The 12,308-nt window shown below is 56.7% G+C and carries 10 protein-coding genes and 1 pseudogene; 4 read left to right on the forward strand and 7 right to left on the reverse strand.

Annotation, left to right across the window (positions count from 1 at the left end):
- Window positions 1–112: 112 nt before the first annotated feature.
- Window positions 113–1,633: pseudogene (ilvA, locus tag IEX86_RS03295) on the reverse strand (threonine ammonia-lyase, biosynthetic); the annotation flags it as partial.
- A 150-nt stretch (window positions 1,634–1,783) separates the two neighbouring features.
- Between ilvA and rpiA the strand changes: the two are divergent.
- Window positions 1,784–2,455 carry a ribose-5-phosphate isomerase RpiA gene (gene rpiA / locus IEX86_RS03300; RefSeq protein WP_188864619.1) on the forward strand — a complete coding sequence of 224 codons (672 nt, stop codon included), beginning with the start codon at window positions 1,784–1,786 and terminating at the stop codon, window positions 2,453–2,455.
- A 207-nt stretch (window positions 2,456–2,662) separates the two neighbouring features.
- The gene (locus tag IEX86_RS03305) at window positions 2,663–4,600 is read left to right on the forward strand and encodes an autotransporter outer membrane beta-barrel domain-containing protein (protein WP_188864620.1); all 1,938 of its coding nucleotides are present in this window, start codon (window positions 2,663–2,665) and stop codon (window positions 4,598–4,600) included.
- Window positions 4,601–4,613: 13 nt separating this feature from the next.
- Here the strand turns inward: IEX86_RS03305 and IEX86_RS03310 are convergent, their stop codons facing one another.
- The 4 genes from IEX86_RS03310 to IEX86_RS03325 form a co-directional block, all read right to left on the reverse strand.
- Complete coding sequence (locus IEX86_RS03310) at window positions 4,614–5,531, reverse strand: SdiA-regulated domain-containing protein (protein ID WP_188864785.1); 918 nt, start codon at window positions 5,529–5,531, stop codon at window positions 4,614–4,616.
- Between the two features lie 84 nt (window positions 5,532–5,615).
- A complete protein-coding gene (locus IEX86_RS03315; protein ID WP_188864621.1) occupies window positions 5,616–6,515 on the reverse strand; it encodes an SdiA-regulated domain-containing protein in 900 nt (299 codons plus the stop codon).
- Between the two features lie 67 nt (window positions 6,516–6,582).
- Window positions 6,583–7,248, reverse strand: coding sequence for a fumarylacetoacetate hydrolase family protein (locus IEX86_RS03320; protein WP_188864622.1), 666 nt, complete (start codon window positions 7,246–7,248; stop codon window positions 6,583–6,585).
- A 147-nt stretch (window positions 7,249–7,395) separates the two neighbouring features.
- Window positions 7,396–8,787 (reverse strand): D-2-hydroxyglutarate dehydrogenase, encoded by a 1,392-nt coding sequence (locus IEX86_RS03325; RefSeq protein WP_188864623.1) that lies wholly within the window; start codon window positions 8,785–8,787, stop codon window positions 7,396–7,398.
- Window positions 8,788–8,940: 153 nt separating this feature from the next.
- On the opposite strand from IEX86_RS03325, the gene serA reads away from it, so the two are divergent.
- The gene (gene serA / locus IEX86_RS03330) at window positions 8,941–10,170 is read left to right on the forward strand and encodes a phosphoglycerate dehydrogenase (RefSeq protein WP_188864624.1); all 1,230 of its coding nucleotides are present in this window, start codon (window positions 8,941–8,943) and stop codon (window positions 10,168–10,170) included.
- Between the two features lie 56 nt (window positions 10,171–10,226).
- On the opposite strand, the gene IEX86_RS03335 is transcribed toward serA, so the two are convergent.
- Together IEX86_RS03335 and IEX86_RS03340 are read right to left on the reverse strand one after the other, a co-directional pair.
- Entirely contained in the window at window positions 10,227–10,718 is a 492-nt protein-coding gene (locus tag IEX86_RS03335; RefSeq protein WP_188864625.1) for a 2-thiouracil desulfurase family protein, read from the reverse strand.
- Window positions 10,719–11,357, reverse strand: coding sequence for a 2OG-Fe(II) oxygenase (locus tag IEX86_RS03340; protein WP_188864626.1), 639 nt, complete (start codon window positions 11,355–11,357; stop codon window positions 10,719–10,721). It lies immediately after the preceding gene.
- A gap of 215 nt (window positions 11,358–11,572) precedes the next feature.
- On the opposite strand from IEX86_RS03340, the gene IEX86_RS03345 reads away from it, so the two are divergent.
- The gene (locus tag IEX86_RS03345) at window positions 11,573–12,304 is read left to right on the forward strand and encodes a DUF2059 domain-containing protein (protein WP_188864627.1); all 732 of its coding nucleotides are present in this window, start codon (window positions 11,573–11,575) and stop codon (window positions 12,302–12,304) included.
- Window positions 12,305–12,308 lie beyond the last annotated feature (4 nt).

Raw genomic sequence — 12,308 nt, forward strand, 5'->3', positions numbered from 1 at the left:
TCCAACTCGGTTCAATGACTGGTATCAGCTGGCCAGTAATATTGGCCAGCCTTTCATCGAACACGGTCTGGGCGCTTGGTTCCCTACCAGGCGCCTGTTGCCACCTTAAGCGTTAACTCAGAAACAGTTTATACGCCGGGTTATTGGTCTCATCCCAATAGCGGTAGCCAATCTCCGCCAGCGCTTCGGGAACCCGGTGCCTCTCCTCTTCCGGAACCTCGAGCGCCGCCAGTACCCGCCCATCAGCCGAGCCGTGGTTGCGATAGTGGAACATGGTGATATTCCACCGTCCACCCAGGCGATTGAGGAAGTTGAACAAGGCACCAGGGCGCTCGGGAAACTCGAAGCGGAAAACCTGCTCAGTATCCACATGTGCCGCATGGCCGCCTACCGTATGACGAATATGCAGTTTGGCCAACTCGTTATCGGTCAGGTCCAGTACGGGAAAGCCTTGCGCTCGCAGGCTTTCGACAAGTTTGCCGCGTGGATCGGTTTCTGGATGGGTCTGCACACCAACAAAGATATGGGCTTCCTTGTCAGTGTTATAGCGATAGTTGAATTCGGTGATCTGGCGCTTGCCCAGCGCCTCGCAGAACGCCTTGAAACTGCCGGGGCGCTCGGGAATAGTCACAGCGATGATGGCCTCGCGCTGCTCACCCAGTTCGGCACGCTCTGCCACATGACGCAGGCGGTCGAAGTTGACGTTGGCCCCCGAGTCGATGGCGACCAAGGTCTCCCCTTTTACGCCGCGGGTAGCAACATACTTCTTGATCCCCGCGACGCCAAGTGCGCCTGCAGGCTCGGTGATGGAGCGTGTATCGTCGTAGATATCCTTGATAGCTGCGCAGATCTCATCGGAGCTGACGGTAATCACGTCATCCACATAATGTCGGCAGATCTCAAAGGTGTGATAACCAATCTGCCCGACCGCCACGCCATCGGCAAAGATACCCACCTGACTGAGCACTACCCGGTCGCCTGCCTGCATGGCGGCCTGGAGACAATTGGAGTCGTCTGGCTCAACGCCAATAATCTTGATATCCGGGCGCAGGTACTTGACGTAGGCGGCGATCCCCGCGATCAGCCCTCCACCGCCCACCGGCACGAAAATGGCGTCCAGCTGCCCTGGCTGCTGACGCAGGATTTCCATGGCGACCGTACCCTGCCCGGCAATCGTATCCGGATCATCGTACGGGTGAATAAAGGTGTATCCCTTTTCTTCTACCAGTTTCAGTGCATGGGCCAGTGCCTCGGGAAATGCGTCACCATGCAGAACGGCCTTGGCGCCGCGGGCGCGTACCGCCTTGATCTTGATCTCGGGCGTGGTCTTGGGCATGACAATCACGGCCTTGATACCCAACTTCTGGGCCGCCAGAGCCAAACCCTGGGCATGGTTGCCTGCTGAGGCTGCAACCACGCCGCGGGCCTTTTCCTCGTCAGTGAGCTGGGCCACCTTGTTATAAGCGCCACGAATCTTGAACGAGAAAACCGGCTGCAGGTCTTCGCGCTTGAGTAGAATTCGGTTACCCAGGCGCTCCGACAGGCTGTGTGCAGGGTGCAGAGGTGTTTCAACGGCCACATCATAGACGGGCGAGGTCAGCATTTTCTTGACGTACTGTTCGAGCATCGACTTTTCTCGGCAGGGCTTTTGCGGGGGACAGCCAGTCTACTGCGCAAGCAGCACGACAAGCCACCCACAATGCATCGCTCACCCTCTTCACCGCTGATAGGGTCAGCCCGGCTATAATCTGCCCTCTCTACTCCTCCTTTGCCGGAATCGATCATGAATCAGGATCAGCTCAAGCAAGCCGTGGCGCAGGCCGCGGTGGACTATATTCTTCCGCACCTCTCTCGCGACAGCGTCATTGGGGTCGGCACCGGCTCTACTGCCAACTTTTTCATCGACCTGTTGGCCCAACACAAGATGGAATTCGACGGCGCAGTAGCCAGCTCGGAAGCCACTGCTGAGCGACTCAAAAAGCATGGCATTCCGGTTTACGATCTTAACGGCGTTAATTACCTTGAGTTCTATATCGATGGCGCTGACGAGGCGACTGATCACTTGCACCTGATCAAGGGCGGCGGCGCAGCACTGACGCGCGAAAAAATCGTGGCGGCCGTCGCGCAGACGTTTATCTGTATCGCAGACGGCAGCAAGCGGGTCGACGTGCTGGGTGAGTTTCCTTTGCCAGTTGAGGTAATTCCCATGGCGCGCAGCTATGTGGCGCGCGAGCTGGTCAAACTGGGCGGTGATCCGGTCTACCGTGAAGGCGTAAAAACCGACAATGGCAATGTAATCTTGGACGTGCATAACCTGCATATCCTTGATCCGGTCGACCTGGAATCCAAGATCAATAACATCGTGGGCGTAGTGACCGTTGGCCTTTTCGCGGCTCGTCCAGCCGATGTCCTGCTACTGGGCACGGCCGAAGGCGTCCAGACGCTCAAACGTTAAACGCATACGCCCTACAACAAGACACGCGCTCCAGGCTGTGCACGCTCGCAGTGCACAGCACCCTTCAACATTTTTTGAATCCCCATCTATAGTTACGCCCAGGCGCCGCCTGCCTGCCCTGTTTTCGGGCCGGCACGCTATCTGCTCTACGCAGCCTCGCAACACCCATAACTACAACACAACAAACCATAACAATGAGGATCGCTTGTGCATTCCTTTTCTAAAATAGCGCTTGCAGTCGGCTGTATCTTGCTGGGGGGCACTGCGAGTGCCTATGACTATGGCGAGTACGCCGACGAGACACTGGATGTTCTGATCAACGACTATCCGGGTCGTTATCGAGGCACTACGAGCTTTGAGGGTGCTTCGACCTGGATGCAACAACGCATCGGTAATAGCGCGACCCTTCAGCCCTTCACGTGGAGTGGTGACCGTCGTTCGCAAAATGTAGTGGCCCAGCTGGCAGGCACCAGCGGTAACACCGTTGTACTAGGGGCACACTTTGATACCTATTTTGGCCGCCCGACGCTCCAAGGTCTGGATGACAACGGCTCCGGCGCCGCTGTCCTTACGGAGATCACGCGCAACCTTAGCGGGATCGCGCTGGAAAATGGTATCAATGTCGTCGCCTTTGGCGCGGAAGAAGAAGGTCTGCGTGGCTCACGGGCCTATGTGGCCGGTTTAAGCGACAACGAGCGTGCAAGTCTGCTGGGCATGATCAACCTCGACAGTCTGATTACCGGGGACATGATGTATGCCCATGCAGGCGCCAACAGTGTTGACACCCCTGCCCTGGCGTCCCTACGCGAGCAGACGCTTCGTATCGCACAGGAGCTGGGTATCGATCTGCGCACGAATCCTGGGCTCAATCCAGAATACCCTGCCGGCACCGGCTGTTGCAGTGATGCTGCAAGCTTCGAGGCGCTAGGCATTCCGGTGCTGTTCGTCGAGGCGACCAACTGGGAAATTGGCGATCTGGATGGCTATGAGCAAACCACCAACCCGGCGATCCCCGGCGGTGCTACTTGGCATACGCCTTCGCTGGATAACGAGGCAGTGCTGACCGACGCCTTTGGTGCAGAGCGCATTCAGCAGCGCCTGCGTGATTATTCACGCCTGCTGACGCGTCTCCTGCTGGAGCTGACAAATGCCGACCTGCTCGCTTCTACCGCCTCCAGCGGTGCGCTGGCACGGGCGATGGAAGACAACCTGCGCAGCCAGCATGAAACCCTGACCCGCCTGCATGATCGCCGTTGGTTGGGCCTTCAGCTTGCTCCACTTGCACTCAACCAATTCACTGGCAGCGTGGGAATCGAGGGCGAGTATCAACCTGAGCATGGATTTGATGTAGACCCGAGCCAGCGCTCCAAGCGGGCCACCGCCTATGCCATTGGCGATTACCGGGCCAGTGAATGGCTGACCGTAGGCGGTAGCCTGAGCATTCAGCGTGGCAAGGATGATCTGGAGCATTCCGGCAAGATCCGTAACGAGACATGGCAGGCCGGGCTGTATGGCCTGATCAGCAACGGCGGACCGCTTTGGGCTGCAGGCGAGCTGAGCGCGGGTCGCACCCGCTTCGATACGGATCGCTCCGTATTTCTTCAGGCCAGTGGCGGGCCGGTTCTCCTGAACCAGACGTTATCCGGCGATACCAGGGCCCGCTTCTTCGGTGCTCGCCTGACCGGGGGCTACGATATGACGGTCGGTCAGCTGCGAACCGGGCCTCAACTGGGACTGGACTATACCCGCTACCACATCGACAGCTTCGATGAAGACGATAGCCGCCGGACCGCCGCATCATTTGATGATCAAACCTATGATTCCATTCAGGCAAGCCTTGGCTGGCGAGTCTATGGCGATCTTCCCATGAGCCGTGGCATGGCCCTACAACCCTATGCTCATGTGGCCTGGATCGAAGAGCTGGGGGATGGCCGCGAGAGTCGGCTGGATGTCATCAGCCGTGGCGATGGTCGGCTGCGTACGGCAGCGCTGGATTCGGTAGACAAGCACTTTGCCCGCGCTCAGATCGGGGCTCAGTGGGCGATCACACCGGAGATTGGCGTCTATGCCGAGGTCAACAGTCGCCTAGGCCATTCCGAGGGTAGCCAGACCGGATACAGCCTGGGTGCCCAGTGGCGGTTCTAACTGCATTAGCAGATCATTTACGCCTGAACCGATAGAAGAGGTTTGGCTCGCTCACGATATACAGCGTGCCCTGGTCGTCCATGGCCAGGCCTTCGGCCTGCGGCACGCTTTTCGTCAGACCCTGCCGCCCGGCATCGAGCGGCAGGGTGCTCAAGGGCTTTCCCTCACTATCCAGCTCGATAACCAGCCTCGACTCATCCGAGAGTGCCAGTAGGTGATTCGTGCTGGCACTAAAGTAGAGGCTCGACAGATCGTCGACAAACAGGCCCCTGTCACGCAGCACATTGGACCTGATCGTAATGCTGACCGGTGCGCCGGGCTCAGGATCGGCAAAACCATCGACCTCGTAGATCTGCACCGGGTCCTTTTCCTTCGCCACATAAAGCCGCTTATGTCGACTGTCATAGGCGAGCCCTTCGAAACCCCGATTGTCGAACGCGGCCAACTCCAGAGAGAGACGTGTCTGATTGCGAGGGTCATTTGCATCAATGACGCGCGTGGTGTCATCGACATGAATCTGAACCAACCGTTGCCGGCCCTCTTCTGCCACAACAAAAACGCCTGGGCGAATGTACTCGATCGCCTCAGGATCATCGAATCCCTGCATAGGGATTTGCCGCAGAATTTCACCGTCGAGCGACAGCTCAATGAAGTGAGATGACTTGTTGGTCAGGCTCGCGAGCGTTCCTCTGCTCGGGTCATAGGTCAGCGCAGACAGGTCCGTATGCCCTGGCAGGGGCTTGGCCTCGATATCAACGTGATAATCCGGCAACCATATTGAAACTTCCCGACGCTCATCGGCATGCCAGTGCTGCTGGACGCCATACCAGAGACGCGCCAGGAGCGGGGCCTGCTGGCTGGCTACGGTTGCAATGAGCGCTGCCACCAGCAGGCCAGCCAGAGGAATGCGATAAGGATAGATACGCTGCATGGGTAGGCCCGTTGTCGTCGAGGGATCGATCATCCGGGCGACCTGCATGCCCGCGCTCGACAGCAAGCCTACGGGTAATTTATGTCATTCAGATTTCCGAAAGACATAGAACAGGTTGGGCTCACTGACAATGTAGACCGTTCCCTCTTCATCAATCGCAACACCTTCGGCCTGAGGGATGTTTTTACTGAGTCCATTGAGCCCTCCGAGGAGGCTGATAAAGCTGACCGGCTTTCCGCTTCCGTCCAGCTCAAGCAACAGGTGCGACTCATCAGAGAGTACCAGCGTATGGCCGGTACGGGGATCGACGCTTAGCGCAGAATAATCGTTCATCAGGTCGGGCTGATCGGGAAGGTCCGCCATCTCGCCCAGGATCTGATCACCATCGCTGGACAGGCTGAACAGTGCTGCAGGGTCTCGCTCCTTGCTGAGCAGGAGACGTTGCTGACGGGGATCCCAGGCAACACCTTCGAACCCCTTGTTGCCGGCATCGGCAAACCCCAGGTCGAAAAACTGGAAATCTGCGGACTGTAGCTGGCGGGTCTCGGGGGTCAGATTGAACAAGGCCAGCGTATGCTGCCGCTCATCGACGATCCCCATGCGATTTCCATCCAGGACAACGACGCCCTCGGGGTTAGAAAGTCCGGAGATAGGAATTTGCCGAAGAATGTCGCCACTCAGGTTGGTTTCCACCAGCAAGGGCTCTTTACCCATGATAATGAAAAGCGTGCCGGTTAGCGGGTTATAAGCGATATCTGATGCCTCCGCTTTTTCCATACCAGGCAAAGGCTTGGCCTGAATAACCGCGGTATAGCCCGGAAGCCAGATATTGTCCGCATGCTGATCGGCAGGCGTATTATGTTCCTGCCACCAGAGGTATGCGCGCTGATCCCAATGAAACAGGTAGGTAAGTGTGGCGGAGACGACCAGCACGAAGCCGGCCAGCCACCATTTGAGGGATCGACGTTGTAATACGTTTGGCATGACGACGGTTTCAACTGCTTAGCGTTTTGGATCCGTCGCCTGATGCATCCGGATGGTTAATGAGTAGTTAGAGAACACGGCTCGTAAAGCGGCTTTTACCAGGCAGCTCCAGGATCAGCTCTTCACCCTTGTTTAGCGGCCCAACACCTTTGGGCGTACCGGTCAGCACGACATCGCCCGGTTGCAGAGAAAAGTGTGTACAGAGGTGCTGAATCAGCGGAACGATAGGATTAAGCATATCGCGGCTGTTACCGTCCTGGCGCACATCGCCATTGATGGTCAGGCGCACATCAATATTGGTCAGATCGCTGTAGGCATCACTTGGAATAAAAGGTGCCAAGACGCAGGCGCCATCGAACCCTTTGGCAATTTCCCAAGGATACCCCTTCTCCTTCAGGCGAGCCTGTACATCACGCAGCGTCAGATCCAGCGCCGGTGCGAAGCCGGAAATAGCATCACGGACTTCTTCTTCGCTTGGCGTGCGTGACAGGGGCTTGCCGATCAGCACGGCAATTTCAGCCTCGTAATGCACAACTCCGCGATCATCAGGAATGCTGAAGCCCCCTTCGATCGGCACAACTGAGCTGGCTGGCTTGATAAAGATGAGCGGCTCGGTGGGTACAGGGTTGTTCAACTCCTTGGCATGCTCGGCATAGTTGCGGCCAATACAGACCACTTTGCCCAGCGGGAAGTGGATCTTCGTACCATCGACGTACTGGTGTTGGTAGCTCATGGTGAACCGACTCCGAAAGAGGAAAAGTCCTGCTTAATCCTTTATAACCAAAAGCTTGGCCGCATTACCAAGGTGGCGGCCAAGCATAACGACACAAACCTGAACGTTAACGGAACGGTCAGTTTATCGCCTGAGCCTGAAGGGTTATCAGACGATGACCTTGCCCGGGTTCATGATGTTATTGGGATCAAAGACTGCCTTGACAGCCTTCATGTAGGCGATTTCGGCCGCTGAACGGGAGTAGATCAGATAATCCCGCTTGGTCATCCCTACGCCATGCTCGGCAGAGATCGAACCGTTGTACTTTGCCACCGTCTCGAATACCCACTTGTTTACGACCTTGCACTTATCAAAGAACTCATCCTTGGACAGGTCGTCAGGCTTGAGAATGTTCAGGTGCAGGTTGCCGTCGCCGATATGGCCAAACCAGATAATCTCGAAATCAGGATAGTGCTCGCCCACGATGGCATCGATCTCACGCAGGAAGGACGGCACGTTCGAAACCGTTACGGAAATGTCGTTCTTGTAGGGCGTCCAGTGGGAAATCGTCTCGGAGATATCTTCACGCAGACGCCACAGGTTTTGTAGCTGTTGATCGCTCTGGCTCATGACGCCATCAAGCACCCAGCCCTCGTTAACGCAATGCTCGAATGTAGCCAGGGCCTGATCGGCACGCTCGTCCGTTGTCGCTTCAAACTCCAGCAACGCATAGAACGGGCAGTTCGTATCGAACGGTGCAGGCACATCACCGCGAGCCAGGACTTTACTCATGGCCTTATCGGAAAAGAACTCGAAGGCCGTCAGGTCCAGCTTGTCCTGGAAGGCATGCAACACCGGCATGATGGAGTCAAAATCCGGCGTACCCAATACCAGGGCCGTCAAATTGGTCGGCTGACGCTCCAGGCGCATCGTAGCCTCGACCACAAAGCCTAGCGTGCCTTCAGCACCAATAAACAGATGGCGGAAGTCATATCCAGTGGCGTTCTTCATCAGGCCCTTGTTGAGCTCGAGCAGTTCGCCCGTGCCGGTAACAACCTTGAGGCCAGCCACCCAATTACGGGTCATGCCGTAGCGGATCACCTTGATGCCACCCGCATTGGTGCCGATATTGCCACCCAGCTGGCTGGAACCAGCCGAGGCAAAGTCGACCGGGTAATACAGCCCTTTGTCTTCAGCAAAGGCTTGCAGCTGCTCGGTAATCACTCCCGGCTGGCACACCACGGTACGGTCGAACGTATTGAAATCCAGAATCTGGTTCATATAGTCGAACGCCACGACGACTTCGCCATTGGCCGCCACCGCTGCCGCCGAAAGACCGGTACGGCCACCGGATGGTACCAGGGCCACCCGATGTTCATTGGCCCAGCGCACGATGGCCTGCACTTCTTCTATAGTCTTCGGAAAGACAATGGCAGACGGCGCCGGGGCAAAGTGCTTGGTCCAGTCCTTGCCGTAAGACTCCAGCGAGGCCGCATCCGTGAGCACCTTTCCGGGCTCGACCAGGGTTTTCAGCGATTCGATCAAAGCAGCGTCAATCATGTTGAAACTCTCGTGGCATTCATGGTCGTCCTGAGAACCGCTCAGGTCGTATCCGGGCAAGGAAAAGGGAGAACATGCTAGCATATGCCTACCCTTCGGCGACGCCAGCCGGCAGCCGATTCACACTTCCTCGGGACTACGGGTTCAACGCAGATGAGCAAGACCTCACTCGACAAGAGCAAGATCAGATTTCTTCTTCTCGAAGGCGTACACCAATCGGCAGTAGACACGCTGAAAGCGGCTGGCTACTCCAACATCGAGTACATCTCCAAAGCGCTGCCCGAGGCTGAACTCAAGGAGAAGATCGCTGATGCGCACTTTATCGGCATTCGCTCTCGCACCCAACTGACCGAGGAGGTGTTCGACTGTGCCAAGAAGCTGATCGCTGTTGGCTGTTTCTGCATCGGTACCAATCAGGTGGACCTGAACGCAGCACGCGAGCGCGGTATTGTCGTGTTCAATGCGCCCTACTCCAATACCCGTTCGGTCGCTGAGCTGGTATTGGCTGAAGCCATTCTGCTGCTGCGTGGCATTCCTGCCAAGAACGCTTCCTGCCACCGTGGCGGCTGGCTCAAGAGCGCCAACAACTCCTTTGAGATTCGCGGTAAGAAGCTGGGCATCATTGGTTACGGTTCCATCGGTACGCAGCTCTCCGTCCTGGCCGAAGGCCTAGGTATGCAGGTCTACTTCTACGATGTAGTCACCAAGCTGCCGCTGGGTAATGCACAACAGGTTGCTTCCATCACCGAGCTGCTGGGCATGGCCGATATCGTAACGCTTCACGTACCGGAAACACCCTCGACCAAACTGATGATTGGCGAGCGTGAAATCCGCGCCATGAAGAAAGGCAGCATCCTGCTTAACGCGGCACGTGGCACCGTTGTTGATCTTGAAGCGCTGGCAGCAGCCATCAAGGACGAGCATCTGCTGGGCGCTGCCATCGACGTATTCCCAGTCGAGCCGCGCTCCAACAATGACGAGTTCGTTAGCCCGCTACGCGGCCTGGACAATGTCATCCTGACCCCACATGTAGGTGGCTCTACTATGGAGGCCCAGGCCAACATCGGTCTGGAAGTGGCTGAGAAGCTGGTGAAATACAGCGACAACGGTACGTCCGTATCTTCTGTCAACTTCCCTGAAGTGGCCTTGCCCTCCCATCCGGGCAAGCACCGTTTGCTGCACATCCACCAGAACGTGACGGGCGTCCTGAGCGAGATCAACCGGGTGCTGTCCGAAAACGGTATTAACATTTCCGGTCAGTACCTGCAGACTGACGAGAAAGTTGGGTATGTAGTGGTCGATGTAGATGCCGCTTACTCTGACATCGCGCTGGAGAAGTTGCAGAACGTCAAAGGCACCATCCGCTGCCGCGTGCTGTTCTAAGCATTCATGGATAAGGAAGGAGGCTTCGGCCTCCTTTTCTTTTGTAGAAAGAACGCTTATTTCGCTTCGAGTGACTGAAGGTAGGCGCTAGCCTTATCCAACTCACCTTCGTTAAAGACTTTTATACCGGCGCGTCGCAAAGCTGCGGCCGTTACGCCTTCGCCGGGCACTCTACGTCCTGAAAAAGTCCCATCGTAATTTTCATGATTACCGCACGAAGGGCTACGTGCCTTGAGTACGGCCATCCGAATATGGTGCTGCTCGACCAGCGCAATAGCCTGACCGGCACCCGCTAGAAATTCTGCACTGACATCTTCACCAGTATCGGTTATCACTGACTTCTTGCCTTCCAATACGGCAGCGCCCTGCCCGCCTGGAATCTCAGCAGGCGGCCGAGGTGTGGGCAGACCACCTGCCACTTCTGGACATAACGCTACAACACGCCCTTCCGCCAGCCAGGCGCCTAGTTGATCAAAGGGACCATGGGCGCCGCCGTCATAGCGAACCCGGTGGCCTAACAGACAGCGACTAACCAGTATCTTTTCCATTTACAAGACGTTTTCCAACACGTTTTCTCCCCGCCGGCGGAACCAGCCGGTGAGCGACATACGCTCACGTGTCGCAGGCAGGACCTCATGGGGTAGATCGCCTGACATAAAGCAGACCAGACTGCCACCAGTTGGGAGTACGTCACGGGTTTGACCATCACGCAGATGCATACGCAGTGCTCCGCCGTGCTCCGGCAGCCACGCCTCATTCAGGTACAGCACTAATGAAACCATACGCCGATCATCGTCACGAAAGCGATCCACGTGTGTTGCATAGAACGCTCCCGGTGGGTACATCGCAAAATGGCTTTCATAATCTTCGAGCCCCATGAACAGGCTCTGGTTGAAGGCCAGGCGTAGCGCATCCATGAGTTCCAGATAGCAGGTGATGGCTGGTGACGATTCATCGCCTTCCAACCATGCAATCTGGTCACCGCGAATCCCTTCCCGAATGATCTGACTGTCGCCTCGGCCAATGGCGGCCGGGGCCAGCGACCCATGCTGCGCGCGCTTATGGCACTCTTCCGCCAGCGCGCGGGTCAGATCATCAGGCAAAAACACCGTTTGATGAGACCAGCCGACATCGGCCAGATCATCAACGATACGCTGCAACAAGGGATGATCAGGGCGAATGGGCATATCGAATTCCTGCGAGACATCGCAACGAGATAACCAGCATAAACAAGTGTGGCTGGCGGCGTCGGCATTGTAATAAGTCGTCCATACTTCTGCTCGAATTTATACGCTCCGACGAATCGGCCCTTTCCAGCCTCGACATCAACGTGATACGTACCCAAAATACTGTTTATTTTCTGGCACGTTGCGGTTCAAGGCGTGCCCCTGCAGGAGAGTTCATGCGCGTTTTTATTGCTGGTCTGCTACTTGCCATCGGCCTTCCCGCGCTGGCCGATAATTATCAAACTCTTTACCAGACCGCGGGTTGGCCTGAACAACGCAGCCATTTCCGCGATGCGTTGCAAGCGGCGCAGCAGCGTTACCAGAATAGCCTGCCACCGGCGTTGTATCAGACACTGGTCGACAACAGTAACCGTCGCTTCTCGGCCGAGGCCATTGATCAGCGTGCCATTGGCCAGTTGCGTCAGGCGTTGCCAGAAACCAATCCTGCCTTACAGTTTTTCCAATCATCTGTTGGCAAGAAAGTCGTCGCAGCAGAAGTCAGTGCCACCCGTAGCGATCAGATCGCCCGCAGCGCTGGCGGCTTGCCTAAAATACAAGCCAATGCAACCCGGCAAGCACAGATCAAGCGAATCGCAGCCGTGATTCCGGCCCGCGAAGCCGGTGCCGAAGTCAGCATGGCGCTGGCAGGTCTTGCCGCCGACAGCTTGAGCCAGATGCTCCCTGGTCTGATGGGTCAGGCTCAGGGCATGATCGGCCAGCAGCGCGAGCGAATCATGCAGCAGATGAACAATGGCGACCTGGAAAACACTCTGCTTTATGTCTATCGCACGCTGACAGACGCAGAACTGACCCAGTTTGCTGACTTTGCCAGCTCGCCTGAAGGTACTCGTTATTATCAGGCTGCCCTGGCCGCTTTGCGGGCAGGCCTCGGCTCAGACAGTAATTAGTCTC

The organism is Pseudomonas asuensis (assembly GCF_014646755.1).
GTDB classification, from domain to species: Bacteria; Pseudomonadota; Gammaproteobacteria; order Pseudomonadales; family Pseudomonadaceae; genus Chryseomonas; species Chryseomonas asuensis.

What these genes read in the sequence shown, in the direction of transcription:
- rpiA (WP_188864619.1), top strand. Translation starts at nt 1,784, where the DNA reads ATGAATCAGGATCAGCTCAAGCAAGCCGTGGCGCAGGCCGCGGTGGAC.
- IEX86_RS03310 (WP_188864785.1), bottom strand. Translation starts at nt 5,531, where the DNA reads ATGCAGCGTATCTATCCTTATCGCATTCCTCTGGCTGGCCTGCTGGTG.
- IEX86_RS03315 (WP_188864621.1), bottom strand. Translation starts at nt 6,515, where the DNA reads ATGCCAAACGTATTACAACGTCGATCCCTCAAATGGTGGCTGGCCGGC.
- IEX86_RS03320 (WP_188864622.1), bottom strand. Translation starts at nt 7,248, where the DNA reads ATGAGCTACCAACACCAGTACGTCGATGGTACGAAGATCCACTTCCCG.
- IEX86_RS03325 (WP_188864623.1), bottom strand. Translation starts at nt 8,787, where the DNA reads ATGATTGACGCTGCTTTGATCGAATCGCTGAAAACCCTGGTCGAGCCC.
- serA (WP_188864624.1), top strand. Translation starts at nt 8,941, where the DNA reads ATGAGCAAGACCTCACTCGACAAGAGCAAGATCAGATTTCTTCTTCTC.
- IEX86_RS03335 (WP_188864625.1), bottom strand. Translation starts at nt 10,718, where the DNA reads ATGGAAAAGATACTGGTTAGTCGCTGTCTGTTAGGCCACCGGGTTCGC.
- IEX86_RS03340 (WP_188864626.1), bottom strand. Translation starts at nt 11,357, where the DNA reads ATGCCCATTCGCCCTGATCATCCCTTGTTGCAGCGTATCGTTGATGAT.
- IEX86_RS03345 (WP_188864627.1), top strand. Translation starts at nt 11,573, where the DNA reads ATGCGCGTTTTTATTGCTGGTCTGCTACTTGCCATCGGCCTTCCCGCG.